Origin of the sequence: Streptomyces sp. NPDC004266 (genome assembly GCF_042874095.1) — a bacterium.
GTDB lineage: Bacteria > Actinomycetota > Actinomycetes > Streptomycetales > Streptomycetaceae > Streptomyces.
Genome location: NZ_JBIAMM010000003.1, coordinates 320,539 through 346,874, shown reverse-complemented (window position 1 = coordinate 346,874; position 26,336 = coordinate 320,539). Strand labels below are relative to the sequence as shown.

The following is a 26,336-nucleotide window of genomic DNA, read 5'->3' as shown; positions in this document are numbered from 1 at the left end:
ATGATTTCGACCGTACTGGTCGCGAACCGGGGCGAGATCGCCTGCCGGGTCTTCCGCACCTGCCGTGACCTGGGCATCTCCACCGTCGCCGTGTACTCCGACGCGGACGCCGACGCCCTGCACGTCCGGGAGGCCGACGCGGCGGTGCGACTGCCGGGAGCCGCGCCCTCGGAGACGTATCTGCGCGGCGATCTCGTCGTCGCGGCGGCGCTCGCCGCGGGCGCCGACGCCGTCCACCCCGGCTACGGCTTCCTCTCCGAGAACGCCGACTTCGCGCGGGCGGTCACCGACGCGGGCCTGGTGTGGATCGGGCCGCCGCCCGAGGCGATCGAGGCGATGGCGTCGAAGACCCGCGCGAAGGAACTCCTGGGGATCGAGCCCCTGGGCGAGGTGACGGAGGCCGACCTGCCCGTCCTGGTGAAGGCGTCGGCGGGCGGCGGCGGCCGGGGCATGCGGATCGTACGCGAACTGGGAGAACTGGAAGGGGAGTTGAGGGCGGCGTCGGCGGAGGCGGCGAGCGCCTTCGGGGACGGCGAGGTGTTCGTCGAGCCGTACGTGGAGAACGGCCGGCACGTCGAGGTGCAGCTCCTCTGCGACGCCCACGGCACGGTCTGGGCGCTCGGCACCCGCGACTGCTCCCTCCAGCGCCGGCACCAGAAGGTCGTCGAGGAGGCCCCGGCGCCCGGCCTGCCCGCCGCCCTGGAGGCCTCCCTCCTCGACACCGCCGTACGGGCCGCCAAGGCCGTCGGCTACGTCGGCGCGGGCACCGTCGAGTTCCTGGTCGCAGGCGACCGGGCGCACTTCCTGGAGATGAACACCCGCCTCCAGGTCGAGCACCCGGTCACCGAGGAGGTGTACGGCGTCGACCTCGTCGCCCTCCAGCTCGCCGTCGCCGAGGGCCGCGCCCTGCCCGCCGAGCCGCCGGCCCCGCGCGGCCACGCCGTCGAGGCACGGCTCTACGCCGAGGACCCGGCGCGCGGCTGGGCCCCGCAGACCGGCGTCCTGCACCGCTTCGAGGTGCCCGGGGGAGTGCGCGTCGACACGGGGTACGCCTCCGGGGACACGATCGGCGTCCACTACGACCCGATGCTCGCGAAGGTGATCGTCCACGCCCCCACCCGGGAGCAGGCGCTCCGCAAGCTCGCCCACGCCCTGGAGCGGGCCCGTGTGCACGGCCCCGTCACCAACCGGGACCTGCTCGTGGCGTCCCTCCGCCACCCGGAGTACGCAGGCCCGGCCGCCCTCGACACCGGCTTCTACGAGCGGAACCTCGACGCCCTGACCGCGCCTCCGCCGGGCGAGGAGTACGCGGCCGTGGCCGCCGCCCTCGCCTCGGCGGCCTCCCGCGGGGGCCGCTTCGGCGGCGGCTGGCGCAACGTCCGCTCGCAGGACGAGGTCCGGGCCTACGGCGACCACGAGGTCCGCTACCGGCCGACGAGGGACGGCGGCTACGAGGTCGTGTCCCCGGAGGGCGTACGGGTGGTGTCGGCGTCCCCGGACGGCGCCCGGCTCGAGGTGGCGGGAGTGGCGAGGACCTTCGAGGTCACGGCCTACGAGGAAGCCGTCCACGCCGGCCGCCACCGGCTCACCGCCCGCCCCCGCTTCACCGACCCGGCCGACCTGCGGGAACCCGGCTCCCTGCTCGCCCCCATGCCCGGCACCGTCGTCCGGGTCGCGGACGGCCTCGCCGTCGGCGACCGGGTCGCCGCCGGGCGGCCCCTGCTCTGGCTGGAGGCCATGAAGATGGAGCACCGCGTCTTCGCCCCCGCCTCCGGCACGCTCACCGCGCTCCACGCCGTCCCCGGCCGCCAGGTCGAGGTCGGTGCCCTGCTCGCCGTCGTACAGACCGATGCACAGGAGGAAGACCCCGTATGAGCACCGACATCGAGCCGCGGGAACACACCGCGCTCCGGGCCGCCGTCTCCGCCCTCGGCCACCGCCACGGCCCCGGCTTCGACCGCGCCGAGCTCTGGGCCGAGGCGGGCAAGCTCGGCTATCTGGGCGTGAACCTGCCCGAGGAGTACGGCGGCGGGGGCGGCGGCATGGCCGAACTGTCCATCGTCCTGGAGGAGGCGGGAGCCGCCGGGGCCCCGATGCTGATGATGGTCGTGTCGCCCGCGATCTGCGGCACGGTCATCGCCCGCTTCGGCACCGAGGAGCAGAAGCGGGCCTGGCTCCCCGGCCTCGCGGACGGGTCGAGGACGATGGCCTTCGGCATCACCGAGCCCGACGCGGGCTCCAACTCGCACCGCATCACGACGACGGCGACCCGCACGGAGGAGGGCTGGGTCCTGAACGGCCGGAAGGTCTTCGTCTCGGGTGTGGACATCGCCGACGCCACCCTGATCGTCGGCCGCACCTCCGACGCCCGCACGGGGAACCTGAAGCCCTGTCTGTTCATCGTCCCGCGCGACGCCCACGGCTTCGGGCGCCGGCACATCGAGATGGAACTGGCCGCGGACGAGAAGCAGTTCGAGCTGACCCTGGACGATGTGCACCTCCCCTTCGAGGCGCTCGTCGGCGACGAGGACGCGGGCCTCCTCCAGCTCTTCGCGGGCCTCAACCCCGAGCGGATCATGACGGCCGCCTTCGCGATCGGCATGGGCCGGTACGCCCTCGCGCAGGCGGTGCGGTACGCCGGGGAGCGTCAGGTCTGGAAGGCCCCGATCGGCGCCCACCAGGCCATCGCGCACCCGCTCGCGCAGGCGCACATCGAGCTCGAACTGGCCCGGCTGATGATGCAGAAGGCGGCGCGGCTGTACGACGCGGGCGACGACACGGGGGCGGGCGAGGCCGCGAACATGGCGAAGTACGCGGCGGCCGAGGCCTGCGTGAAGGCCGTGGACACCTCCGTACACACCCTCGGCGGCAACGGCCTCACCAAGGAGTTCGGCCTGGCCCGCCTGGTCACGGCCGCCCGGGTGGCCAGGATCGCCCCGGTCAGCCGGGAGATGATCCTGAACTACGTCTCCCACCAGACGCTGGGCCTGCCCAAGTCGTACTGAGCGAGCCGGGGGTCCTCGCGATCCTCGGGCAGGGCGGCGACCTCGTCGATCCACTGCCGGACCTTCGCCTCGAAGTCGACCTGGCCGACCTCGTGGTGGGCGGCCGTGAAGTACGCGCAGGGCGGCTTCTCGTTCCACCTCTTCTGGAAGAGGGCCGCCTTGCGGACGTAGATCTCGCTCCCCACCGCGTTGGTGTGGAAGGTGACCTCCAGGTGCTGCGGGCGGTCCGAGCGGGTCGCGGCCTGCGAGTCGATCAGGCGGAAGCTCTGCCGCAGGGAGAAGTGGCGCTCGGCGCGCGGAATGTCGCCCAGTTCGTCGATCTGCGCGCTGCTGCAGCCGTAGCCCGCGGCGGCGAAGGCGTCGAGGACGGTCTCGTGCAGCGGCGTCGCGCCGACGCGCAGGGGGTCGCTGTCCGTCCGTTCCTCGATGCCGTCGGCCTCGACCTCGGTGTACACGGCCAGCCGCACCCCGTCGAGCCGCTTCCCGTGCACCTCGGAGACGGGGGTCTCCCACTTCAGCCGGTACTCGAGCGACACCCGCCGCTCCTGGCCCTTCCCGACGGTGAGCGTGCCGGTGCCCAGGAAGAGCGAGAACACGTAGCCCGAATCCGTGTCCACCTCGGCGTCCTTGCCGAGCGCGGGCGACGTGTTGGCGACGAGCTTCACCTTCACGACCCGAACCTGCACCTCGCGTTCGGGTGCGCGCAGGACGACCTCTCCGCGCAGCAGGCCGCCCGGCTGCACCGGCTCGTCCGGTATGACGGTGTCGACCATCAGCGGAATCCCGCTGCTGTCCCCGCCCTTGCCCCACAGTCTCCTGAACACCATGCGTGCAGGCTAACGGGCGTCGGCTCCGCGGGGTACGCCCCGCTTCTGACACAGTCCGGAGTCGATTCCGTACACAGGGGCACCAGTTGTGAACATCCTGTGTACGATCCGGGTCACTTGACTACCGCGCAGGAGCCCCCGTGTACCCGCCGCCCCACCCGTACCAGCCCGCCCCCATGCCCGTCCGGCGGCGCTGGTGGCAGCATCCCGCCCTGGTCGTCACCCTGCTGGTGATCCTCCCGCCGGCGGGCATGGCCCTGACCTGGACGAGCCGGTGGAGTCGGACGACGAAGATCGTCGCGACCGTCGTCTCGGGCCTGTGGTTCCTGCTGTTCGCCCTGAGCGACCCGCCGGAGGAGAAGGGCGGGACGGACCCCAAGCCGGCCACCTCGGCCACGGCGACCCCCACGCCCGGGGCCACCACCGAGCCGACCCCGACGACGGCTCCCCTGACGGAGCCCACGTCCGCGACGCCCGAGCCCACGTCCGCGACGCCCGTGCCGACGACCGGGGCGCCGACGCCCACCCCCACGCCCAAGCGCACCCCGGCGCCGCGCCCGTCGACCCAGCAGCCCGAGACCGCCGAACCCGAACCCGCCCGGACCACCGAGGAGTCGAACGTCTCCTACGAGAACTGCGCGGCCGTGCGCGCCGCCGGCGCCGCCCCGATCCACGTGGGCGACCCGGGCTACAGCAGGAAGCTGGACCGCGACGGCGACGGCGTGGCCTGCGAGGGCTGACGCCACGGTGGGCTCAGGCGCGGGGGAGCCGCTGCGCGGGGCGCTCCGGTTCGCCGGCGGCAAGGCCTATCGCTGTCATGAAGGTCAGCATGAGTCCGGGGATCACCACGCCCCGGCGGCAGGGTGAGTGCGGCCGCCGTCAGCATCACCGCACTCAGTCCGTCCGAGAGGGCGGCACGAATCTCGAACCTCGTCCTCATGGCGGCAGCGTGCCGGCGCCGCCGGCCGGCGCGCGGTGCCCGCTTCCGGCAATGTGGCCCGGCGCCCGGCTTCCGGGACGATGCCGAGAACCATGCAAGCATGCTTGATTGTTTTCTGGGGTACTGACAAGGTCTCCCCAAGTGCCGCCCGCGGCAGCGATCCTGGCGATCACCTTCCACCTCTCCCAGGGGGCCAGCATGGTGTTCCACAGCGCGTACGAGCCCGTTCCCACCGTCTCCCTCCCCATCCACGACGCCGTCCTCGGGCGCGCCGCCGAGAGGGCGGACACGCCCGCGCTGATCGACGGGGCCGGGGAGCTCAGCCTCACGTACGGGCAGGTCGACGGGTTCCACCGGCGGGTGGCCGCCGGACTCGCGGAGGCCGGGGTGCGCAAGGGGGACGTCCTCGCCCTGCACAGCCCCAACACCGTCCTGTTCCCGGTCGCGTTCTACGCCGCCACGCGCGCGGGCGCGTCCGTCACGACCGTCCACCCGCTGGCCACGCCGGAGGAGTTCGCCAAGCAGCTCCGCGACTCCTCCGCCCGGTGGATCGTGACCGTCTCCCCGCTGCTCGCCTCCGCCCGCGCCGCCGCCGAACTCGCGGGCGGCGTCGAGGAGATCTTCGTCTGCGACACGGCGCCGGAGGGCGAGGGCATCCGCTCGCTCCAGGAGTTCCTCGCCTCCACCGGACCCGTCCCCGAGACGGCCGTCGACCCCGACGAGGACGTCGCCGTCCTCCCGTACTCCTCCGGCACCACCGGCGTCCCCAAGGGCGTCATGCTCACCCACACCTCCATCGCCACCAACCTGGCGCAGCTGGAGCCGCTGATCCCGATGGGCCCGGGGGACCGCATCCTGGCGGTCCTGCCCTTCTTCCACATCTACGGGCTCACCGCCCTCATGAACGCGCCCCTCCGCCGGGGCGCCACCGTCGTCGTCCTGCCCCGCTTCGAGCTCGACGCCTTCCTCGGCGCCATCCAGAAGCACCGCATCAACGGCCTGTACGTCGCCCCGCCGATCGTCCTCGCCCTCGCCAAGCACCCGGCCGTCGCCGACTACGACCTGTCCTCGCTGGAGTACGTCGTCAGCGCCGCCGCCCCCCTCGACGCCGCCCTCGCCGAGGCCTGCTCCACCCGCCTCGGCCTGCCGCCCGTCCGACAGGCGTACGGCATGACCGAGCTGTCCCCCGGCACCCACGTCACCCCGCTCGACGCCGCCACGCCCCCGCCCGGCACCGTCGGCCGGCTGCTGCCCTCCACCGAGATGCGGATCCTCTCCCTCGACGACCCCGCGAAGGACGCCGCGCCCGGCGAGGAGGGCGAGATCGCCATCCGCGGCCCCCAGGTCATGAAGGGCTACCTCGGCCGCCCCGACGCCACCGCCGCCATGATCGACGCCGACGGCTGGGTGCACACCGGCGACATCGGCCGCGTCGACGAGGACGGCTGGCTCTTCGTCGTCGACCGCGTCAAGGAACTCATCAAGTACAAGGGCTTCCAGGTCGCCCCCGCCGAACTCGAAGCGCTCCTCCTCACCCACGAGGGCGTCGCCGACGCCGCCGTCATCGGCGTCACCGACGCCGACGGCACCGAGATCCCCAAGGCCTTCGTCGTCCGCCAGCCCGCCGCGCCCGGCCTCACCGCCGAGGAGGTCGTCGCGCACGTCGCCGCGCGGGTCTCCCCGTACAAGAAGGTCCGCGCCGTGGAGTTCATCGACGCCGTCCCCCGGGCAGCGTCCGGAAAAATCCTCCGAAGGGAACTGAGGGAGCGCGCATGACCCCGCCCCTGATCGACGTCACCGAGGAGCGGGGCATCACCACCCTCGCCCTGAACTCCCCGGCCACCCGCAACGCCCTCTCCGCCCCGCTCGTCGCCGAGCTCGCCGACGCGCTCACCGACTGCGGCAAGGACCCGGCGGTCCGGGCGGTCGTCCTCACCCACACCGGTTCCACCTTCAGCGCGGGCGCCGACCTGAAGGCGCCGCCCAGCCCCTACGCCTTCGTGGACCTGCTCCGGCAGGTCGTCGAGCTGCCGAAACCGGTCGTCGCCCACGTCACCCCCGGCAGCCGCACCCGCGCCGGCGGCCTCGGCCTGCTCGGCGCGGCCGACATCGTCCTCGCGGGGGAGGGGGCGGACTTCGCGCTCACCGAGGTGCGGATCGGCGTCGCGCCCGCCGTCATCTCCCTCACCCTCCTGCCGAGGCTGGATCCGCGCGCCGCCGCCCGGCACTACCTGACGGGCGAGCGGTTCGGCGTCCCCGAGGCGGTCGCCATGGGCCTCGTCACCGCCGGCGACCAGGAGCTCCCCGGCATCCTCGACGCGCTGCGCGCCGGCTCCCCGCAGGGCCTGCGGGAGGCGAAACGACTGGTCACCGCTAGAGTCCTGGAGACCTTCGAACGCGACGCGGAGGACCTGGTGCGGAGATCGGCCACGCTCTTCGCCTCCGCCGAGGCGCGCGAGGGGATGACGGCCTTCCTCGAACGACGGGACCCCGCATGGCGGCTCTGACCGCACCCAGACCGGACCGGAGCGACCGGAACCCCAAGCAGGACAGGAGCCGCGCCACCCGGCAGCGGCTCCTGGAGGCCGCCGTGGCCTGCCTGGCCGAGCACGGCTGGGCGGGCTCCACGGTCGCCGTCGTCGCCGAACGGGCCGGCGTCTCCCGGGGCGCCGCCCAGCACCACTTCCCCACCCGCGAGGACCTCTTCACGGCCGCCGTCGAGTACGTCGCGGAGGAGCGCTCGCAGGCCCTGCGGGCGGTCCGTACGGACGACCGCGAACAGGCCGTCGCCGCCCTCGTCGGCCTCTACACCGGACCCCTCTTCCGGGCAGCGCTCCACCTGTGGGTCGCCGCCTCCGGCGAGGAACAGCTCCGCGAGCGGGTCACCGAGCTGGAGGCCCGCGTCGGGCGCGAGTCCCACCGCGTCGCCGTCGAGGTCCTGGGCGCCGACGAGACCCGGCCCGGCGTCCGCGAGACCGTCCAGGGCCTCCTGGACATGGCCCGCGGCCTGGGCCTCGCCACCCTCCTCACGGACGACCGCGCCCGCCGGGAACGGGTGGTGTCCCAGTGGGCGCGGCTGGTGAGCGAGGCGCTGGCGGAGGGCTGACGGGTCAGCGCAGGCCGAAACGGCCCGCCCAGGCGGTCACGTCGCCGACGGTGGCGTTGCCGCCGCAGACGACCAGGCCGAGACGGGTGCCGGGGCCGGTCCGCTCCAGGACGCGGCGGGCGGCCGGGAGGAGGCAGCCGGCGGCGGGTTCGGCCCACACCTTGGCGTGTTCGGCCAGGTCCAGGGTGCCCTGGACGGCCTCGGCGTCGGTGACCGTGAGCACGTCCTCGACCAGCTCCTCGACGTGCGCGTGGGTGAGCGCCGAGACGCTGGGGGCGCTCAGCGTCGACACGACCGAGGAGAGCTCGACCGGCACGGGCCGCCCGGCGGCGAGGGCCGCCGTCATGGCGTGGGCGCCCTCGGTCTCGACGCCCCAGATCCGGACGCCGGGGCGGCGGGCGCGCAGGGCGGCGGCCACGCCGGCGATCAGCCCGCCGCCGCCGATGCTGACGAGGACGTCCGTCACCTCGCCCGCGTCCTCGGCGAGCTCCAGACCGACGGTGCCCTGGGCGGCGACCACCACCGGGTCGTCGAAGGGGTGGACGGCGGTGAGCCCGCCGGCGCGCACCTCCTCCATGAGGGCGAACGCGCCGGGCATGGTGTCGGCGAGGAGGACCTCCGCCCCGGCGGCCTTCGCCGTCTCCACGGCACGGGCCGGGGCGGACCGGGGCATGACGACGGTCGCCCGCACGCCGAGCGCCCCGGCCATGACGGCGAGCGCGATGCCGTGGTTGCCGCCGCTGACGGCGACGACCCCGGCCGCGCGCTCGCCGGGGGTGAGCGAGAGGAGCTTGGCGACCGCCCCGCGTGCCTTGAACGAGCCGGTGCGCTGCAGGAGTTCGAGCTTGACGGTGACGTCGGCGCCGAGGAGCGCGGTCAGTCCGGGGCTGGGCAGGGTCGGCGTCCGCACGACGTGTCCGGTGAGGCGTTCGGCTGCGGCTTCGACGTCCGCGACGGTGATCAGCACGCCCTCCACTGTGCCGTACGCCCCACCGTGTCGGACAGCGGTCAGACGCCCGGGATCAGACGCGCCCGGAAGGCGTCCCGTACCGCGTCGGCCGCCGCCGTGCCGTACATCTTCCGCGCCGTCGCGACCGTCGTCAGGGCCGCGTCCTCGAAGCTGGTGTCGGCGGCGAAGTCGAACTGCGCGTTCACGATGATCCGGTCGGCCGTGCGGGCGCCGAGCTTGTTCCGGATGTCGAAGAGCGCCCGGGACCAGATCTCGCCGTCCGCGTGGACCTCGCCCACGCGGTCCGCGTAGGTCTTGGTGCCGTCGACGCGGCGCAGGCAGTGCGGGGCCGCGCTGTAACCGGTGGAGTCCCAGTCGCCGACGCAGGCCAGGTCGGCCTTCATCGGCCAGCCGTACTTCGTGACCGCGTTCGAGCCGACCTCCACGGCCAGGTAGTCGCCGAAGGCCTCGCCGATCGCGCCGGCCTCCGGGGAGCTGCCGAAACCGGGCACCTGGGCGTTGTGCACGGCGTGGCCGTACTCGTGGACGATCACCTCGGCGTCCTCGGCGTCGTCCACGCCGCCCTTGCCGAAGCGGATCTCGGCCTTCTTGTCGGTGAAGAAGGAGTTGTCGGCGCCCCACTGGTTGAGGCGGACCGGCTGCACCCGGTCGTTCGCCCCGCGCAGCTCGGAGCCGAAGCCGAGGCCCTGGAGGTACTCCTGCGCCTCGTTGACCCAGAAGTACGCCATGACCTGCTCGAACTCGTCGTCGGAGCGGTCGAACGAGGCGGCGTCGGCGGCCTTCGCGGGGCTGCCGGTCTCCGAGCGGACGGCGGCCCACCGGCCGGACAGGGCGCCGCTCGCGTCGAGGTTGCGGAGCGCGACGGCGGCGTACGCGGAGGCGGGGACGTCGCTCGCCGCGTCCTTGTGGTCGGCGAGGGTCTGGTCGCCCGAGGACTGGACCGGGTTCACCATGAAGACGCGGGCCTGCGGCGCGGCGGCGGCGGAGGCTCCCGCCGACGGGAGCAGCGCCGCGGTGGCGGCGGCCACGGCGACGGCGGCCGCGGCGGCCGGTCCACGAGAGGTGCGGCGGGTCATGGACATCCTCCTGCGATGGGATGCGGCGACGGGAAGCTTGGCGTGTACTCGCCATGCAATGGCGGCGATCTTCGCGCAAGCCCACCGTTTTGAACAGACTTTGAGCCAATGCCGCACAGGACGTGACGGGGACCACAGAGACCCGCCCCGCACCGCAGTACGCTGACCCCATGCCTCTGCTCGTACGCCGTCGCCACGTGGACTACGTCCGCGTCACGAGCATGGGTTGTCGCCGCTCCGCCTGACCTTCCGGGGTACCACTCCACACCCCCGCGGTCCCTCGTCCAGAGCCCCAGCCGACCGGCACCCGTGGCCCCCGCCCCACCCTCGGCGGCCGCCCCGGGCACCCGTACACCCCGCGGATGCATACATGACGAACAGCTCGTACTCCTCGCAGCTCCCCATCGTGGACCTCTCGGCCGCGGACCGGGGAACCCAGGCCCGGAAGCTGCTCCACGCGCAGCTCCACTCGGCCGCCCACGACGTGGGCTTCTTCCAGCTCATCGGGCACGGCGTCACCGAGGCCGAGACCCAGGCCCTCACCTCGGCCATGCACGCCTTCTTCGCCCTGCCCGAGGCCGACCGGCTCGCCCTCGACAACATCAACTCGCCGCACTTCCGCGGCTACACCCGCATCGGCGACGAGCGCACCGGCGGCGCCCGCGACTGGCGCGACCAGCTCGACATCGGCGCCGAGCGCCCCGCGCGCGACCCCGGCCCCTGGGAAGCCCCCTACTGGTGGCTCGAAGGCCCCAACCAGTGGCCCGCCGCCCTCCCCGAGCTCCGCACGGCCGCCCTGCACTGGATCGACCGCCTCAGCGGCGTCGCCGAGCGGCTCCTCCACGAGCTGCTCGCCTCCATCGGAGCGCCCCGGGACTTCTACGACGACATCTTCGGCCCGCGCGCCCACCCGCACCTGAAGCTGGTCCGCTACCCGGGCAGCAGCGGCGAGGGCGACGACCAGGGCGTCGGCGCGCACAAGGACTACGGCTTCCTCACCCTGCTGCTCCAGGACCACGTCGGCGGACTCCAGGTGCAGCGCGAGGACGGGAGGTTCCACGACGTGCCGCCGCTCCCGGGCGCCTTCGTCGTCAACCTGGGCGAACTCCTGGAGGTCGCCACGAACGGCTACCTGATCGCCACGAACCACCGGGTGGTCTCGCCCCCCGGGGCGACGGAACGATTCTCCGTGCCGTTCTTCTACAACCCGCGCCTCGACGCCCGGATCGCGCCGCTCCAGTTCCCCTTCGCGGACCGCGCCCCCGGCGTCACGGCCGACCCGGCGAACCCGCTGTTCGCCGAGTACGGGCGCAACGAACTCAAGGGCAAGCTCCGCGCCCACCCGCTGACCACGGCCCGCCACCACGCGGACCTGCTGCTCGCGCAGGAGCAGCCGGCCCAGCTGGTCTGATCCGACGCGTCCGGCCGGGCCGGCCGGCCCGGCTCGGTCGGACGGCCCGGCTCGGTCGGCCCGGCTCAGTCGGCGATGTCGGCGTAGCCCTCGACGTCGCGCGGGTCCCGCTGGCCGGGGCCCGTGTAGCGGGCCGAGGGGCGCACGAGACGGCCGGTGCGCTTCTGCTCCAGGATGTGCGCCGACCAGCCGGCCGTACGCGCGCACGTGAACATCGACGTGAACATGTGCGCCGGGACCTCGGCGAAGTCGAGGACGATCGCCGCCCAGAACTCCACGTTCGTCGCCAGGACCCGGTCGGGGCGGCGGTTGTGCAGCTCCTCCAGGGCGGCCTTCTCCAGGGCCTCGGCGACCTCGAAGCGCGGCGCCGCCAGCTCCTTGGCCGTACGGCGGAGCACACGCGCGCGGGGGTCCTCGGCGCGGTAGACGCGGTGACCGAAGCCCATGAGGCGCTCGCCCTTGTCGAGGGCCTGCCTCACGTACGCGGCGGCGTCGCCGGTCCGCTCGATCTCCTCGATCATGCCGAGGACGCGGGAGGGCGCGCCGCCGTGCAGCGGGCCGGACATGGCGCCGACGGCACCGGAGAGGGAGGCGGCGACGTCCGCGCCGGTCGACGCGATGACCCGCGCGGTGAACGTGGAGGCGTTCATGCCGTGCTCGGCGGCGGAGGTCCAGTAGGCGTCGACGGCCTTGACGTGCTTCGGGTCGGGCTCGCCGCGCCAGCGGATCATGAAGCGCTCGACGATGGACTCCGCCTTGTCGATCTCGCTCTGCGGGACCATCGGCAGGCCCTGGCCGCGCGCGGACTGCGCGACGTACGAGAGGGCCATGACGGCCGCGCGGGCGAGGTCGTCGCGGGCCTGCTCGGCGGAGATGTCGAGGAGCGGTTTGAGACCCCACACGGGCGCGAGCATCGCGAGCGCGGACTGCACGTCGACCCGGATGTCACCGGAGTGCACGGGGATCGGGAACGGCTCGGCGGCCGGCAGGCCCGGGTTGAACGCGCCGTCGACGAGCAGGCCCCAGACGTTCCCGAAGGAGACGTGGCCGACGAGGTCCTCGATGTCGACCCCGCGGTAGCGGAGGGCGCCGCCCTCCTTGTCGGGTTCGGCGATCTCCGTCTCGAACGCGACGACTCCCTCGAGCCCGGGTACGAAGTCGGACATCAGGCAGCTCCTCTATCGATGATCGATCAACCGTGTTGGTCGATGGTGGGGAATCAACAGTCATCCAGCGGAAGAGTCTGTACGGTTCCGATGATGCGGGGAAGCGTGACATCCGGCACACTCCGCCGATCCGGCGAGAGAGGATTAGCGCCTCGTGGTGCCGGGCAGACTGGGGCGCTGCGGCAGGATGGCCCTGTGACCGACGCCCTGGATCCCGCCGACATGCGCGAGCAGTACCGCACCACGGAGCTGTCCGCGGCCGACCTCGCCCCCGAACCCATCGGACAGTTCGCCCGCTGGTTCAAGGAGACCGCCGCGAACCCGGCGATTCACGAACCGAACGCGATGATCGTCTCGACGGCGACCCCCGAAGGCCGCCCGTCGTCCCGCACGGTCCTCCTCAAGCACTACGACGAGGCCGGCTTCGTCTTCTTCACCAACTACGAGTCCCGCAAGGGCAGGGAGCTGGCGGCCAACCCGTACGTCTCGCTGCTCTTCCCCTGGCACCCGCTGGCCCGCCAGGTCATCGTCACCGGCCGCGCGGCCCGCGTCGGCCGCGACGAGACCGTCGCCTACTTCCGCACCCGCCCCCACGGCTCCCAGCTCGGCGCCTGGGCCAGCCCCCAGTCCGCGGTGATCCCGTCCCGCGCGGACCTCCTCGCCCGCTACGAGGAACTGGCCGCCCGCTACCCGGACCACGAACAGGTCCCCGTCCCCCCGTCCTGGGGCGGCATCCGCGTCGTCCCCGAGGCGGTCGAGTTCTGGCAGGGCCACGAGAACCGCCTCCACGACCGCCTCCGCTACGTCCACGAGACGGACGGGACGTGGCGGGTGGAGCGGCTGGCGCCCTGACCGGTCCCGGGAACGCAGACGACCCGTGAGTCCTGGCTCCGTCCGCCTAGGTTCGGACGGAGGCCTGCCGGCCGGACTCGCCGGCGACTCACGGGTCGGGTGACTGCGTTGGTATTCGGCAGAAGGCCTGCCGAGGTGCACAGAGTGCGACTGGCAGGCCTTAGCCCGCAGTCACCTCACGAGTCCGAAAAGAAACCATTTTTTCGGATCACCTCCTTTCGCGTGTACTCACACCCTACGAACGGTCCGCCCGTCCGCTCAAGCGATTTATTCGGGTGATTCGAAACGAATGATTTGGGCGAAGGTGGTGTGCCCTGTGTCACGTTCCAGTTGAATGGTCCCAGCATGGGGGGTGCCTGGATGAGCGCATTCACAGAGGCCACGAGCGACGCCGTCTCCGTCCCGGGGGCGGATCTGCTGGCCGCGTTGCTCGACGGGATGGACGCCGCGCTCTGCGCGTTCGACGCCGCCGGGACGATCACGCACTGGAACCGGGAGGCCGAACGCATCCTCGGCTGGTCCGCCGCCGAGGCGGTCGGGCGCCGCGGGTTCGAGGGGTGGGCGGCGCGGAGCGCGGACGCCGAGGAGACCCTGGGCCGGCTGATGAGGGCCATGAAGGGCCCCGGCCGCCAGGTCCACGAGTTCGTGCTGCTGCGCAAGGACGGCGGGCGCGTCCTCGTACGGAGCCAGGCCGCGGGCGTGCGCGGCGCGGACGGCAGCCCGGCGGGCGTGTACTGCGCGTTCAGCGAGGTCCACGTCCAGCTCGACCTGGAGCGGTCCGTGGCCCTCAGCGAGGCCCTCTTCGACGACGCCTCCTGGGGCGTCGTCCTCGTCGACGCCGACCTGCGCCCCGCCATGGTCAACGCCCACGCGGCCCGCGCCTTCGGGACCGGCCGCACGGCCCTGCTCGGGCGGCCCCTCGGCGACGTCGTCGTGCACGGCGCGGAGGAGCTGGAGGCCGCCCTCCAGCACGTCCTGGCCGAAGGCACGCCGCCCGCGCCGGCCGAGGTGTGGGTGACGCTGGGGACGGCCCCGGAGGAGCGGCGCCGGTGCTGGCGCAGCGGCTTCCTGCTGCTGTCCTCCCCGATGGCCGAGGAGCCGGTGCCGCTGGGCGTGGCCTGGCTGTTCCAGGACGTCACCGAGGAGCGCCTCGCGGCCCGCGAGGCCGACCGGCTGCGGTTCCGGTGGAGCCAGCTGCACCGGGCGGGCGCGGCGGCCGCGGAGTGCGAGGACCCGGCCGAGGCGGCGACGGTCCTGCTCGACTTCGCCCTGGCCGGGTTCGCCGACCACGCCCTCGTGGACCGCCCCGCGGGGGAGCGGCGCCTCACCCGGACCCTGGCCACCCCGGCGGGCGCCGCCCCCGGCCCGTCCTCGCCCGTCGTGGGCGGCGGCATCCCGCTGCGGTACGGCCCCAGGCACCCGGCGCTCCAGGCCTGGGACCGGGTGGGCACGGTGCGGGCGAGCGCGGGCCGGACCGCCGAGGTGTGGGCTGAGGCCCACCAGTGGCCGGGCGACGCGGCGCACGCCCTGTGCGTGGTCCTGCGCTCCCGTGGCCGGACCCTGGGCGTCCTGACGTTCCTGCGGGCGGCCTGCCGCAAGCCCTTCGAGCGGGAGGACGTGGTCTACGCGGAGGCGGTGGCGTCCCGGGTGGCGACGTCCCTGGACCTCGGCGACGCCCCCTAGGTCCTAGCCCTCCCGTACACCCACTTTTTTGTGGGTACTTGTCGGCGCCGGGCGCCCGGGAGAACCTGGTGGTGGCCCGGGAGGAGAGGGGAGCGCGGGCCTCAGGAGGCGGCGGCCGCCTCCGTCATCCGGTCCAGCCGGCGATGGCCCCAGTCCGACAACGGGCCGAGCAGTTCGGACAGTTCGCGCCCGAACTCCGTCAGCGAGTAGACGGTCTTCGGCGGCAGCACGTCGTGCACCTCGCGGTGCACGAGACCGTCCGTCTCCATCTCCCGCAGCGCCTGCGTCAGCACCTTCTCGCTGATCTCGGGGATCCTGCGGCGCAGTTCGCCGGGCCGGTGCGGCCCCGACTCCAGCAGCCACAGCAGCGACGTCTTCCACTTGCCGTCGATCACGGCGATCGCGGCCGTCACACCGCAGACGTTCGTGTCCTGGGCCTTGAGCCGTGTCATCCGCGTCCCTCTCCTTCTCCGGTCTTTCCGTCACCCACGTACGTGCAAGGGAGTTCAGCCATGCCTTCTTCCCGTCAGTCCTCCTCCGTCACCGTTCTCGGTCTCGGCCCGATGGGCCGGGCCCTCGCCGGCGCGTTCCTGGACGCCGGGGTGCGGACCACCGTGTGGAACCGCACCCCGGGCAAGGAGGGCGACCTCGGCGCGCGCGGCGCGGTCCTGGCGGCGAGCGCCGAGGAGGCGGTCGCCGCGAGCGCGCTCACGGTGATCTGCCTGGTCAACTACGACGCCACGGACTCCGTCCTGCGCGGGCCGGCCGTCACGGACGCGCTCAAGGGCCGGACGGTCGTCAACCTGAGCGCCGACACCCCCGAGCGGGCCCGGGACACCGGCCGCTGGGCGGCGGAGCACGGCATCGGCTACCTGGACGGCGCGATCATGACCCCGACGCCGACCATCGGGACGGCCGCCGGCGTGTTCCTGCACAGCGGGCCCGAGCCGCTGTACCGCGAGCACCGGGCGGTGCTCGACGCGCTGGGCGGTTCCCACACCCACCTCGGCGAGGACGTCGGCCGGGCCGCCGCGTACGACGTGGCGCTGCTCGACATCTTCTGGACGTCGATGACGGGGTACGTGCACGCCCTCGCGGTGGCCCGCGCGGAGGGGATCTCGGCGCGGGAGCTGGCGCCGTTCGCCCAGGGCATCGGGGCGATCCTGCCGCCGCTGTTCCAGGAGTGGGCCGAGGACGTGGACGGCGGCTCGTACTCGGGCGAGGGCAATCCGCTCACCTCGGCGGTGTCGACGATGGGCCACGTCGTGCACGCCGCCGAGGCGCATGGCATCGACGCGAGCGTCATGCGCGCGGCGGAGGCCCTGGCGCTCCGGGCGGTGGACCGGGGTCACGGCGCGGACGGCTTCACCCGGGTGACGCAGGTGATGGACCGCGTCTGACCGGCAAGGGGGAGGGCCGGACGCTGCCGGGTTCCGGCATGGACGGCCCCGGCGGAGCGGGACGACCATGAGGGTCTCCGGTCGGACCGGAAGAGGGGGATCCCATGGTGTGGGTGGTGGGGGCGGACATGCTCCTGGGGGTGCTGTCGGTCGCGCTGGGCGTGGTGACGTTCCGGACGGGATGGGCGCCGCCCTGGTCGCGCCGGCACGTCATGAGGCCCCGGCTGATGGGTACCGGTGCCGTCCTGACGGGCGTGGCCGTCCTCCTGCCGGGCCTGGTGCACTTCGGTGTCCTGCGGGGGCTCTCCTGGGAGGCCCGGTTCTTCGGGCAGCTCGCCCTCCTGCTCTCCGGCCTCGCCTGCATCGGCCTGAGCCAGCTGCTGGGCCCGCCGCGCGAGAGGGCCCCGCGCTAGGGCCTGGTCCGGACCCGCCGGACACGGCCTAGCGCCGGTAGAAGATCCGGTCGCCGTACTCGTTCATCACGCGGCCGTTCCACTCGTGGCCGCCGTCGACGTTGCCGGAGCGCAGCAGCGGCGGCTCGATGCCGAGGCGTACGAGGTCCTCGGCGGCGGCGGCCATCGTGGCCTGCATGAGGGCGCAGGTCACGACGGTGGAGGCGGGGGCGAAGGGCGCCTCGATGCCCTCGTGGGTGAGCTCCGCGTCCCCGACGGCGATCCTCGAGTCGAGGACGATGTCGCAGTGGTCCTTGAGGTACGTCCCCGACACGTGCCGTGACTTCGTCTCCGTCGCGTACGCCACCGAGGTGACGCCGATGACGGTGAGGCCGAGCGCGCGGGCGTTCATGGCCATCTCGACGGGCAGGGCGTTGCGCCCGGAGAGGGAGATGATGATCAGGACGTCGCCGGCCCGGGCGGGGGACGAGTCGAGGACCGCTCCGGCGAGGCCGTCGACGCGCTCCAGGGCGGAGCCGAGGGTGGCGGGCATGACGTCGACGCCGACGACGCCGGGGACGGCGAGCAGGTTCATCAGGGCGAGGCCGCCGGCCCGGTAGACGACGTCCTGTGCGGCGAGCGAGGAGTGTCCGGCGCCGAAGGCGAAGAGCCGGTTCCCGTTCGCGACGGCCGCGGCGATCGCGGCTCCGGCGGCGGCGACCTCGGCGGAGTCCCCGTCGCGCACCTCCTTGAGCAGGCCGATCGCGGCGTCGAAGAACTGTCCGGCCAGCTTGCTCTCGCCCATCGCGGCGGCTCCCTCTCGTCGTGGCTGTCCCCGGCTCCCGTGGCGCGCTCTCGCCGAGGTCGCCGATCACGGTGCGGTCTGGACCATTGCTCTGTCAATACCGCGTCGCCCCGGCGTGGCCCGGTTGTCGGTCCGATGCGCAACAATTGCGGCAGGGCCAGCGCACGACTCATCGAGGGGCACGTATGTCCGGACTGATCGACACGACGGAGATGTATCTCCGCACCATCCTCGAGCTCGAGGAAGAAGGTGTGGTCCCGATGCGTGCCCGGATCGCGGAGAGGCTCGACCAGAGCGGCCCGACGGTGAGCCAGACGGTGGCGCGGATGGAGCGCGACGGTCTGGTGGCCGTGGCGAGCGACCGCCACCTGGAGCTCACGGACGAGGGCCGGCGCCTCGCTACCCGGGTGATGCGCAAGCACCGCCTGGCCGAGTGCCTGCTCGTCGACGTGATCGGCCTGGAGTGGGAGCAGGTCCACGCCGAGGCCTGTCGCTGGGAGCACGTGATGAGCGAGGCCGTGGAGCGGCGGGTCATGGAGCTGCTGCGTCACCCGACGGAGTCGCCGTACGGGAACCCGATCCCGGGCCTGGAGGAGCTGGGCGAGAAGGCGGAGGCCGAGGCCTTCCTCGACGACTCGATGGTGTCGCTCGCCGACCTGGACGCGAGCGAGGGCAAGACGGTGATCGTCCGCCGGATCGGCGAGCCGATCCAGACGGACGCCCAGTTGATGTACACGCTGCGGAGGGCGGGCGTGCAGCCCGGCTCGGTGGTGTCGGTGTCGGAGTCGCCGGGCGGTGTCCTGGTGGGCAGCAGCGGCGAGGCCGCGGAGCTGGACGCGGAGGTCGCGGCGCACGTGTTCGTCGCGAAGCGCTGACACCTTCCGGTACGTGATCGAGGGGCGCCCGTGCGGGCGCCCCTCCTTCGCGTGCCGCCGTCAGACGTACGGGGCGAGCACTCCCCACAGGCCGAGGGCGAGCACGCCGAGGGCGGCGAGCGAGCCGAAGACGTACTGCGTGATCAGGAGGGGGAGCCACTTCCTCTGGACGTGGCGGCCGGGTCCCTGCGGGTCGTAGACGACGTGGATGTGCGGGGTGGTGTTGCTGGAGGCGCGCTGGGAGTACTCGTTGCCGTGGGTGTCGGTGAACTTGTAGTACTGCGAGCGCTTGCCGTTCGGGTAATAGTCGGCGGTGGCCCGGACGGTGATGCCGCGCCGGTGGAGTGTCCACCGGTCGCGGAGGTTGACCACGACGGCGAAGACGCTGAGCAGGCCGGCGAGCGTGCCGAGGGCGGCGAAGAAGGCGAGGACGGCCATCGCGCCGCCGTGGGCGACGGCGGTCCACCAGACGTAGCCGGCGTAGGCGGCGACGAAGAGCGCGCCCCAGGCGAACACCTTCGGCCAGGGAATCGCCCCCGGGTCGTCCTCGACGGTGACGAGGGAGCTGCCGGCCGGGTCCCTCTCCTCGGGGAGGGCGGCGTCCAGGGCCGTGTGGAACAGCGCGGTCGCGGTCGGGTTGCCACCCGTGACCGAGTGCGTGACGCCGTCGGTCAGGACGACGGTGAGGGACGTCTCGGAGTCCCGCCGGACCTCGTGGACGACGACGAGCGGGATCTCCTTGCGCGTGGCGGCCGTCGTGATGACGAGCCGGTCGGCTTCGAGGGCGGCCGTGTCGGTGCCCTTGGTGAGGATCTGGGGTGACAGCACGCTCCGTTGACCGGTACGGGCGTCGTCCGGTTGTGCGGATCCGGGTCACGAAGCGGCATCGGCGTGGGGCGAGTTGAGCGGTCTCCGCCCCGACGGCCCCCCGCGCGCCCCGTTTTACGCCGGAATCGCCACGCCCGCGCCCTTGTCGTGCCACGCTGGTACGAGCGGGGCGATGAGCGGGCGCGGGGGTGGGGCCATGAGGGCTGCGGACGACAGAGGGCCCCGGCGCCTTCCGGCGCCGGGGCCTGTCCTCCCCTGTGCTGACCTGGAGCCCCGAGCTCTCAAGGTCATTCCCCTCGGACCGTTTTTCCCCGAGCGGTCCGCCTCCCGCTCAAGATCTCCCCTCGGCGGTGCGCATCAACCCTTGAGCCCTGTCACTCGAACGAGGGGTGTTGCACGGCAGGAGCGCATTTTCGAATGCGAGTTCGATAGTCTGGCGAGGTTCGACGGAAAAGAGGGGGTGCCGGATCCATGGCGCGACGACTCGACGTCACCGGGGCCGACGGCGTCCGGCTGGCGGCCTGGGACTACACGGCCCCGGCCCGCACGGTGCCGGCCCACACGACCCCGGACCGCACGGTCCCGGCCCACGCGGAGCCCGACCGCACGGTCCCGGCCCATGCGGCCCCGGCCCACATGAGCCCGGCCCGCGCGGTCGGGCCCGGCGGGCACGGGATCGTCCCGCAGCCCGGCCCGGACGCCCCCGCGCGCCCCGGCGGCCGTCCCGTCCCCCGCCCCGCACGGCCCCCGCAGGCCCCGGCCGCACCGGCGCGGCAGGCACCGGGGGTCCCCGCCCCCGGGGTGTTACTCCTCCACGGACTGATGGGCCACGCCGGCCACTGGGCCTCCGCCGTCCGCCGGCTCACCGGCGGCCACCGGGTCGTGGCCCTGGACCAGCGCGGCCACGGCGCGAGCGAGAAGCCCGCCGACGGCCCCTTCACGCGCGAGGCGTACGTGGCGGACGCCGCTGCCGTCGTCGAGCAGCTCGGCCTCGGCCCGGTCACCCTCGTCGGCCACTCCATGGGCGCCCTGACCGCCTGGCAGCTGGCCGCCGAGCGCCCCGACCTCGTCCGCGCCCTCGTCATCTGCGACATGCGGGCCTCGGCCCTCGGCGCGGCCTCGCAGCGCGCCTGGCAGGACTGGTTCCGCGGCTGGCCCGCGCCCTTCCCGTCCCTGGAGGCCGTGCACCGCTGGTTCGGCGACGAGGACCCGTGGGTGGAGACCCCGAACCCGGCGCGGGGCGCCTTCTTCGCCGAGGTGATGGCCGAGCGTCCCGACGGCTGGCGCCCGGTCTTCGACCCGGAGCAGATGCTGACCTCCCGTGAGACCTGGGTCCACGACGCCCACTGGGACTCCCTCGCCCAGGTCCGCTGCCCCACCCTCGTCGTCCGCGGCCTGGACGGGGAGCTGGGCCGTGCGGAGGCCCAGGAGATGGTCCGGGTCCTGCCCCACGGGGCGTACGCGGAGATCCCCGACGCGGGCCATCTCCTCCACTACAGCCACCCGGAGGCCTGGCGCGAGGCCGTGGAGCCCTTCCTGAACGGTGTGCTGACCCCCTGACGGAGCGAGTTCCTCCCGGAGGACACCGGCCGGAGGAGCCCGAGCGGCGCGTTCCGATCCGGCTCCGGTGAAGCGTGAGGGCCTCCGCCCCGACGGGGCGGGGGCCCTCGGCTCAGTCCTCGCAGTCGATCGGCTCTCCCGCGGCGTCCGCCCTCGCCTCGACGAGGAAGCCCGAGCCGGTGGCGAGCCCGGGGGGCGAGGGGCGGGACGGGCCGGGGAGCCAGCCGTCCCGGCCCGCCGCCGTCCGGTAGTGCCGGATCACTTCGCCGGGGGTGCCGGGGTGGACGTACATGTGGTCGGCGGAGACCGCGGCGTCGCCGCTGTCCTCCCGGCATTCCGCCTCGACGCCCTCGTACCCCCGGATCTCGGCGGCTCCCTCCGGCGGCGCGTCGAGGAGGGCGATCGACCGGAGCTGCTCCACCCGCTCCTCCGGACCCCCGTCAGTCCTGTCCGTCGTGGAACGACGCCGAGGCCCTCAGACCCTCGACGAACGTCCGGAAGTCCCCGGCCAGCGGCAGCTCGCTCGCGTCGTCGGCGTCGAACCACGTGACGGACGGCTCCCCGTCGGCCCCGCACGCCCGGTAGTCCAGCGCGATCCACGCATGACCGTCGCCGGAGAGCAGGACCAGGGGCGACGGCAGCCCCCACTCCTCGACCAGACAGGGCGAGTCGAGGACCGAGAGGTGGTCGCCGTCCTCCTCGACGACGCCCGACAGCCGGTCGAAGGGGACGTGGTCCTCGCTCCACGAGGTCGGTCCGTCCGTGGGGCACGCGTCCCAGGCGTCCGCGACGACACCGCCGTTGCGGTCCCGCAGGAGTTCCAGCAGCGACGCCGGCAGGCGGACGCCGAGCCGCCGTTCGGCGTCCCGCACGGCCGCGTCGGTCAGCGGCGGCGGGTCCCCGTACGGGTCCTCGCCCCAGAACGTCGCCCTCACCTCGTCGAAACGCGTCACCCGCGCATCCTAGGGAAGGGCGTCCACCGACTCGGCCGCCCGCCGCGGTCCCCGCCGGACCGGACGGGCCGTCGTGGGCGGGGTGGCCGTCGTGGTGGCCTCCACGCGTACGCTCCGAGCCGGGCGACGATCGGACGGACGGACGGCCGTGACGGGGGACGGAATGGAAATCGACGAGGGCCTCGTGCGGGCGCTGCTCAGGGACCGGCACCCGGACCTGGCGGAGCTGCCGATCCGGCCGGTGCCGGGCGGCTGGGACAACCGACTGTGGCGGGTGGGCGACGAGTTGGCGGTACGGATGCCCCGTACCGAACGGGCCCCCGGCCTGCTGCGCAAGGAGCACCGCTGGCTGCCGGTCCTGGCGCCGCTGCTTCCACTGCCCGTGCCCGTCCCCGTCCGCACCGGGGAGCCGTCCGCGCGCTTCCCCCGCTTCTGGACGGTCGCCCGCTGGGTCCCGGGCGAGCCGGGCGACGCCACGCCCGTCACGCGCGGCGACCACGCGGCCGGGGTCCTGGCGGGCTTCCTGCGGGCCCTCCACCGCGAGGCGCCCGAGGAGGCCCCCGCCAACCCGGACCGGGGCGTGCCCCTGGAGGGCTTCACGGCGGGGTTCGAGGAGGGGTTCCCGCTGCTCGCGGAGTTCGCCGACCCGGGGGCCGTGCGGCGGGTGTGGGAGGACGCCCTCGCGGCCCCCGCTCGGCAGGGCCCGCCGGTGTGGCTGCACGGGGACCTGCACCCGGCGAACGTCGTCGTCGTGGACGGCACCCTCGCCGGGGTGCTGGACTTCGGCGAACTCTGCGCGGGCGACCCGGCGACGGACCTCTCCGCCGCGTGGCTGCTGCTGCCGGAGGGGGCGGCCCCGCGCTTCTTCGAGGCGTACGCGCGCGTGGACGAGGCGACCGTCCGCCGGGCCCGGGGCTGGGCCCTCCTCCGCGCCGCCGGCCTCGTCGCCATCGGCCGCGCCGGCGAACGCGGCCTCCCCGGCGGGAAGCCGACCTGGGGCCCGGCGGGCCGCGCCGCCCTCGCCCGCGTCCTGACGTCGGTGGCGTGAGCGGAGGGCGGCGGCCGCCCGGGCCCTTCGGCCCGCCTACCCCTTGCTGACCGCCGCCAGGATCTCCGGCAGGCGGCCCGCCGTGCGCGGGGCCGCCAGCTTGAGGCCCGCGAGGACGAGGAGCGCGCCGTAGAGCGGGCCTGCCGGGAGGAGGAGCCACAGCAGCGACCGCTGGTCGGAGACGTGGAGGTAGATCGTCGCGGCGATGAGCGGGGCGCTCAGCACCGCCGCCGTGACCATGCCGCCGAAGATCGAGATCCAGGCCAGCCCGGCCTGTCCCGGCGCCACGTTCTTGTAGCCGCTGTCCTGGGGGACCGAGTACGGGAAGCGCGCCGAGGTCACCGCGCCCGTCCCCACCATCGCGCCGAGCAGGCCGAACGCCAGGCCGAGGCCCTCGGGGAACTTCTCCCAGTCGCCGAGGACACCGGCCGTCACCGCCGTCACGAGCACCGTGTACGGCACCGTGACCGACAGCAGGGCCAGGGCCCGCGCCCGGAGTTCGGCGTACGCGTCGGCCGGCGTCGCGATGGTCTGCGCGACCATCCAGAACGCCGAGGTGTCCTGCCCGAACTGGTTGTACATCAGCATGCCGAGCATGCCGGAGGCGAAGCAGGCGAAGTAGATCGAGCCCCCGCCCTGGAAGGCGTTGAAGAGCGGCACGATCAGGCCGATGGCGAGCGAGGTCACCCACGCCGCCTTCGTCTTCGGGTCCCGCCAGATGTACCGCAGGCTGCGCTCCATGACGGTGCCGGTGCGCCCGGCCGGGAGGATCCGGGCGAGGAGCCCCGAGCCGCCGGACCCGCCCCGGGCGGCCGCGTCGGAGACCGCGCCGATCGTGGAGCCGTCCGGCTCGACCATCAGCCGCACCAGGCTCCGCCGCCACCAGTACACGAGCGCCACGAGGACCGCCGCCGTGAGCAGCAGCCGGGCCGCCGCCACCGCGTGGTCGCCCCGGCTCGCGGAGTCGACGGCGCCGATCGCGGCGGCCGGCGGCAGCCAGCCGACGACGGTCGCCACCGGCTCCAGGGAGTCCAGGCCCCCGGCCCGGCCGAGCCGCTGGGCGCCGAAGTTCACGAACTGCATGCCGACCGCGATGACCAGACCGCTCAGCAGGGCCAGGTCCCGGCCCTTGCGGGAGGTGAGGAGCCGGACGTTCGCGGCGGCCACGGACCGGGACAGCGCCACGCACGTCACGGTCGCGAGCGGCACGCCGAGGACGGCGACGACGGTGCCGGCCGCGCCGTGCGCGAGGGACAGGGCCGCGCCGAGGGTCAGTACGAAGGTGAGGGCGGGCCCGACGCCCACGAGGGAGGCCACGAGCAGCGCCCGCACCAGCGGCTGGGGCCGCAGCGGCAGCATCACGAGCCGCGAGGGGTCCAGGGTCTCGTCACCGCTCGGGATGAACAGCGGCATGACCGTCCAGGACAGCGCGAGGACCCCGGTGACGAGGACCGCGACGGTGACGGCGGCCGCGTGGCCCCGCAGCAGGACGAAGGCCAGCACCGTGACGGCGGCGAACAGGGCGCCGAAGACGATCGACGTGATGTACGCGGCGGTCCGCCCGCCGGACTGCCGCAGCCCGTTCCGGAGCAGCGACAGCTTGAGCCGTACGAAGACGGAGGTGAGGGACGGAGCGGGGGAGGTGGTGGCGGCGCTCATCACCGGCCCCCGCCCGAACCCGCCCCGCCGCCCAGCCAGTCCAGCGAGTCCCCGGCGGCCTCGCGGCCGTTCGCGCCGACGAGCTCCAGGAAGGCCGCCTGGAGGGAGGGCGCGGAGCCCCGGACCTCGGCCAGCGGGCCCTGTGCCCGGATCCGGCCGGCCGCCATGACGGCGACCCAGTCGCAGAGCGACTCGACGAGCTCCATGACGTGGCTGGAGAAGACGACGGTCGCGCCGGAGGAGGTGTACCGCTCCAGGACGCCGCGGATGGTCTGCGCGGAGACCGGGTCGACGCCCTCGAAGGGCTCGTCGAGGAAGAGGACCTCGGGGTTGTGCAGGAGCGCGGCGGCGAGGCCGATCTTCTTCCGCATGCCGGTCGAGTAGTCGACGACCAGCTTGTTCTGCGAGCCGGTCAGGTCGAGGACGTCGAGGAGCTGCGCCGCCCGCTTGTCGACCTCGGCGCCGGGCAGGCCGCGCAGCCGGCCGCTGTAGGCGAGGAGTTCACGGCCCGAGAGCCGCTCGAAGAGCCGCAGGCCCTCCGGCAGGACGCCGATGCGGGCCTTGACCTGGGCGACCGACTCCGGGTCGGCCCACACGTCGTGGCCGGCGACGAGGATCCGCCCGTGGTCGGGCCGCAGCAGGCCGGTGATCATGGAGAGGGTGGTGGTCTTGCCGGCTCCGTTGGGCCCCACGAGCCCGATGAACCGGCCGGCGGGCAGGACGAGATCGATTCCGTTCACCGCGATCTGCTGCCCGAAGCGCTTCCACAGCCCCTCGACGCGCACGGCGGGCACCGCACCTTCTTCCGGTGGGGTGCCCGCTCTGTCGAACGCTCCGTCAAATGCCTGGTCAGGCATGGTCCGTCAACCCTTCGGTGGTCCCCGTAGTGCTTACGGGGGACACCCTACAAACGCGGGCGACGGCGCCCCCGGGTCACTGGGCTCGGCTCCGGGCCTCCGCGGCCTCCCGGCCGCACGCGTACGCGAGGGCGCTGATCAGCTCCTCCGCGTCCGGCAGCCAGCGGTTCGCCGGGGTGGGGCGCCGCGCCCACTGGACCGCGCCGAAGCCGCCGATCCGGGTGGGCGGGGCCGCCACGTAGTGGCCCTCGCCGCGCGTGGCGAGGTCGATGGAGGCCGGGGCCCAGCCGAGCTTGCGGACCAGGTCCGGGACCTTGGCGGCGGCGCCGGGGAGCACGAAGAAGTACATGCGGCGGTCCGGGGTGCAGGTCACCGGGCCGAGCGTCAGCTCCATGCGCTCCATGCGGGCGAGGGCCAGGAAGCCGGCCGACTCGGACACCTCGATCGCGTCGAAGGTGCGGCCGGTCGGCAGCAGGATCGACGCCTTCGGCGTCTTCGACCACATCCGCCGGGCCCCGACCCCGCTTCCGGTCGCCTGGGTCGACCAGTCGGGCCTGACGGCGTGGGCGCCGGGCACGGCGCACGCGTCCGCGCCGCAGGAGCAGCGCTCCCTGCCTTCGACGGCTTCCAGCCAGGTCCCGGGAAACACGTCCCAGTGCCGCTCTTCCGCGTACCGCACGGCGCTGTCCAGCAGCTGCTCGCCCCGCTGCTTGGGGATCTGTGCGGCTTCCGTGACTCCCATGGTCTCTTCCACGGTGAGCACAACTTCCCACGTCACCTGGGGTTACGGGCGCGGCGGTCGGCGTGTTGACGCATCGATCCTGCACGCGGGGCGCATGGGTGCACTGGCGGGGGCGCGTGGCGGCCGGGGGAGCGGGGGTGGGTACGGAGAGGTGGGGGCGCCGGCGGCGGGGTGGTTCCGT

The 26,336-nt window shown here is 73.8% G+C and carries 26 protein-coding genes; 14 read left to right on the top strand and 12 right to left on the bottom strand.

The window, feature by feature from the left end; genetic code table 11:
- Positions 1 to 1,875: an acetyl/propionyl/methylcrotonyl-CoA carboxylase subunit alpha gene (locus ACFYUZ_RS09605; protein WP_389307318.1), complete on the top strand. Its 1,875-nt coding sequence runs from the start codon at positions 1 to 3 to the stop codon at positions 1,873 to 1,875.
- Positions 1,872 to 3,005 (top strand): acyl-CoA dehydrogenase family protein, encoded by a 1,134-nt coding sequence (locus ACFYUZ_RS09600; RefSeq protein ID WP_389307317.1) that lies wholly within the window; start codon positions 1,872 to 1,874, stop codon positions 3,003 to 3,005. The genes ACFYUZ_RS09605 and ACFYUZ_RS09600 overlap by 4 nt, the downstream gene beginning before the upstream one ends.
- On the opposite strand, the gene ACFYUZ_RS09595 is transcribed toward ACFYUZ_RS09600, so the two are convergent.
- A complete protein-coding gene (locus ACFYUZ_RS09595; RefSeq protein ID WP_389307316.1) occupies positions 2,963 to 3,832 on the bottom strand; it encodes a sporulation protein in 870 nt (289 codons plus the stop codon). The two genes, ACFYUZ_RS09600 and ACFYUZ_RS09595, sit on opposite strands and share 43 nt — an antisense overlap.
- Before the next feature lie 140 nt (positions 3,833 to 3,972).
- Here ACFYUZ_RS09595 and ACFYUZ_RS09590 point away from each other — a divergent pair, with 140 nt between their 5' ends.
- The 4 genes from ACFYUZ_RS09590 to ACFYUZ_RS09575 all read left to right on the top strand — a co-directional run bounded on the left by ACFYUZ_RS09590 (position 3,973) and on the right by ACFYUZ_RS09575 (position 7,878).
- Positions 3,973 to 4,572: an excalibur calcium-binding domain-containing protein gene (locus tag ACFYUZ_RS09590; RefSeq protein ID WP_389307315.1), complete on the top strand. Its 600-nt coding sequence runs from the start codon at positions 3,973 to 3,975 to the stop codon at positions 4,570 to 4,572.
- A gap of 398 nt (positions 4,573 to 4,970) precedes the next feature.
- Positions 4,971 to 6,548, top strand: a complete 1,578-nt coding sequence (locus ACFYUZ_RS09585; protein ID WP_389307759.1) for an AMP-binding protein — start codon at positions 4,971 to 4,973, stop codon at positions 6,546 to 6,548.
- Entirely contained in the window at positions 6,545 to 7,279 is a 735-nt protein-coding gene (locus ACFYUZ_RS09580) for an enoyl-CoA hydratase family protein (protein WP_389307314.1), read from the top strand. The genes ACFYUZ_RS09585 and ACFYUZ_RS09580 overlap by 4 nt, the downstream gene beginning before the upstream one ends.
- On the top strand, positions 7,267 to 7,878 hold the full coding sequence (locus ACFYUZ_RS09575) for a TetR/AcrR family transcriptional regulator (protein WP_389307313.1): 612 nt from the start codon (positions 7,267 to 7,269) through the stop codon (positions 7,876 to 7,878). The genes ACFYUZ_RS09580 and ACFYUZ_RS09575 overlap by 13 nt, the downstream gene beginning before the upstream one ends.
- Before the next feature lie 4 nt (positions 7,879 to 7,882).
- Here the strand turns inward: ACFYUZ_RS09575 and ACFYUZ_RS09570 are convergent, their stop codons facing one another.
- Together ACFYUZ_RS09570 and ACFYUZ_RS09565 are read right to left on the bottom strand one after the other, a co-directional pair.
- On the bottom strand, positions 7,883 to 8,842 hold the full coding sequence (locus ACFYUZ_RS09570; protein ID WP_389307757.1) for a threonine/serine dehydratase: 960 nt from the start codon (positions 8,840 to 8,842) through the stop codon (positions 7,883 to 7,885).
- Between the two features lie 44 nt (positions 8,843 to 8,886).
- Positions 8,887 to 9,924, bottom strand: coding sequence for a M4 family metallopeptidase (locus ACFYUZ_RS09565; protein ID WP_389307312.1), 1,038 nt, complete (start codon positions 9,922 to 9,924; stop codon positions 8,887 to 8,889).
- Between the two features lie 370 nt (positions 9,925 to 10,294).
- Between ACFYUZ_RS09565 and ACFYUZ_RS09560 the strand changes: the two genes are divergently transcribed.
- Positions 10,295 to 11,335, top strand: coding sequence for an isopenicillin N synthase family dioxygenase (locus tag ACFYUZ_RS09560; protein WP_389307310.1), 1,041 nt, complete (start codon positions 10,295 to 10,297; stop codon positions 11,333 to 11,335).
- Between the two features lie 65 nt (positions 11,336 to 11,400).
- Here ACFYUZ_RS09560 and ACFYUZ_RS09555 read toward each other — a convergent pair whose 3' ends face one another.
- Entirely contained in the window at positions 11,401 to 12,501 is a 1,101-nt protein-coding gene (locus ACFYUZ_RS09555) for a citrate synthase 2 (RefSeq protein WP_389307309.1), read from the bottom strand.
- Positions 12,502 to 12,723: 222 nt separating this feature from the next.
- Between ACFYUZ_RS09555 and pdxH the strand changes: the two genes are divergently transcribed.
- Together pdxH and ACFYUZ_RS09545 are read left to right on the top strand one after the other, a co-directional pair.
- Positions 12,724 to 13,353 carry a pyridoxamine 5'-phosphate oxidase gene (gene pdxH, locus ACFYUZ_RS09550; RefSeq protein WP_389307756.1) on the top strand — a complete coding sequence of 210 codons (630 nt, stop codon included), beginning with the start codon at positions 12,724 to 12,726 and terminating at the stop codon, positions 13,351 to 13,353.
- A 360-nt stretch (positions 13,354 to 13,713) separates the two neighbouring features.
- Entirely contained in the window at positions 13,714 to 15,036 is a 1,323-nt protein-coding gene (locus ACFYUZ_RS09545; protein WP_389307308.1) for a PAS domain-containing protein, read from the top strand.
- 101 nt (positions 15,037 to 15,137) lie between these two features.
- On the opposite strand, the gene ACFYUZ_RS09540 is transcribed toward ACFYUZ_RS09545, so the two are convergent.
- A complete protein-coding gene (locus tag ACFYUZ_RS09540; protein ID WP_093874675.1) occupies positions 15,138 to 15,488 on the bottom strand; it encodes a helix-turn-helix domain-containing protein in 351 nt (116 codons plus the stop codon).
- A 60-nt stretch (positions 15,489 to 15,548) separates the two neighbouring features.
- On the opposite strand from ACFYUZ_RS09540, the gene ACFYUZ_RS09535 reads away from it, so the two are divergent.
- Both ACFYUZ_RS09535 and ACFYUZ_RS09530 read left to right on the top strand, forming a co-directional pair.
- Positions 15,549 to 16,436 (top strand): NAD(P)-dependent oxidoreductase, encoded by an 888-nt coding sequence (locus ACFYUZ_RS09535; RefSeq protein WP_389307307.1) that lies wholly within the window; start codon positions 15,549 to 15,551, stop codon positions 16,434 to 16,436.
- Positions 16,437 to 16,540: 104 nt separating this feature from the next.
- A complete protein-coding gene (locus ACFYUZ_RS09530; RefSeq protein WP_389307305.1) occupies positions 16,541 to 16,849 on the top strand; it encodes a hypothetical protein in 309 nt (102 codons plus the stop codon).
- Positions 16,850 to 16,877: 28 nt separating this feature from the next.
- Here ACFYUZ_RS09530 and ACFYUZ_RS09525 read toward each other — a convergent pair whose 3' ends face one another.
- The gene (locus ACFYUZ_RS09525) at positions 16,878 to 17,633 is read right to left on the bottom strand and encodes an SIS domain-containing protein (RefSeq protein WP_389307303.1); all 756 of its coding nucleotides are present in this window, start codon (positions 17,631 to 17,633) and stop codon (positions 16,878 to 16,880) included.
- Between the two features lie 185 nt (positions 17,634 to 17,818).
- Between ACFYUZ_RS09525 and ACFYUZ_RS09520 the strand changes: the two genes are divergently transcribed.
- On the top strand, positions 17,819 to 18,508 hold the full coding sequence (locus tag ACFYUZ_RS09520; RefSeq protein WP_389307302.1) for a metal-dependent transcriptional regulator: 690 nt from the start codon (positions 17,819 to 17,821) through the stop codon (positions 18,506 to 18,508).
- Between the two features lie 60 nt (positions 18,509 to 18,568).
- Here ACFYUZ_RS09520 and ACFYUZ_RS09515 read toward each other — a convergent pair whose 3' ends face one another.
- The gene (locus tag ACFYUZ_RS09515) at positions 18,569 to 19,336 is read right to left on the bottom strand and encodes a hypothetical protein (RefSeq protein WP_389307301.1); all 768 of its coding nucleotides are present in this window, start codon (positions 19,334 to 19,336) and stop codon (positions 18,569 to 18,571) included.
- 471 nt (positions 19,337 to 19,807) lie between these two features.
- Between ACFYUZ_RS09515 and ACFYUZ_RS09510 the strand changes: the two genes are divergently transcribed.
- Complete coding sequence (locus tag ACFYUZ_RS09510; RefSeq protein WP_389307300.1) at positions 19,808 to 20,896, top strand: alpha/beta fold hydrolase; 1,089 nt, start codon at positions 19,808 to 19,810, stop codon at positions 20,894 to 20,896.
- Between the two features lie 112 nt (positions 20,897 to 21,008).
- On the opposite strand, the gene ACFYUZ_RS09505 is transcribed toward ACFYUZ_RS09510, so the two are convergent.
- Together ACFYUZ_RS09505 and ACFYUZ_RS09500 are read right to left on the bottom strand one after the other, a co-directional pair.
- A complete protein-coding gene (locus ACFYUZ_RS09505) occupies positions 21,009 to 21,317 on the bottom strand; it encodes a hypothetical protein (RefSeq protein ID WP_389307299.1) in 309 nt (102 codons plus the stop codon).
- A gap of 19 nt (positions 21,318 to 21,336) precedes the next feature.
- Positions 21,337 to 21,849 carry an SMI1/KNR4 family protein gene (locus tag ACFYUZ_RS09500; protein WP_389307298.1) on the bottom strand — a complete coding sequence of 171 codons (513 nt, stop codon included), beginning with the start codon at positions 21,847 to 21,849 and terminating at the stop codon, positions 21,337 to 21,339.
- Between the two features lie 163 nt (positions 21,850 to 22,012).
- Here ACFYUZ_RS09500 and ACFYUZ_RS09495 point away from each other — a divergent pair, with 163 nt between their 5' ends.
- Positions 22,013 to 22,897: an aminoglycoside phosphotransferase family protein gene (locus ACFYUZ_RS09495; RefSeq protein WP_389307297.1), complete on the top strand. Its 885-nt coding sequence runs from the start codon at positions 22,013 to 22,015 to the stop codon at positions 22,895 to 22,897.
- A 36-nt stretch (positions 22,898 to 22,933) separates the two neighbouring features.
- Here the strand turns inward: ACFYUZ_RS09495 and ACFYUZ_RS09490 are convergent, their stop codons facing one another.
- The 3 genes from ACFYUZ_RS09490 to ACFYUZ_RS09480 all read right to left on the bottom strand — a co-directional run bounded on the left by ACFYUZ_RS09490 (position 22,934) and on the right by ACFYUZ_RS09480 (position 26,155).
- Positions 22,934 to 24,556, bottom strand: coding sequence for a transporter (locus tag ACFYUZ_RS09490; RefSeq protein WP_389307295.1), 1,623 nt, complete (start codon positions 24,554 to 24,556; stop codon positions 22,934 to 22,936).
- Positions 24,556 to 25,413 (bottom strand): ABC transporter ATP-binding protein, encoded by an 858-nt coding sequence (locus tag ACFYUZ_RS09485; RefSeq protein WP_389307294.1) that lies wholly within the window; start codon positions 25,411 to 25,413, stop codon positions 24,556 to 24,558. Before ACFYUZ_RS09485 ends, ACFYUZ_RS09490 begins: the two co-directional genes overlap by 1 nt.
- 76 nt (positions 25,414 to 25,489) lie before the next feature.
- Positions 25,490 to 26,155 (bottom strand): bifunctional DNA primase/polymerase, encoded by a 666-nt coding sequence (locus tag ACFYUZ_RS09480; protein WP_389307293.1) that lies wholly within the window; start codon positions 26,153 to 26,155, stop codon positions 25,490 to 25,492.
- Positions 26,156 to 26,336: the final 181 nt, after the last annotated feature.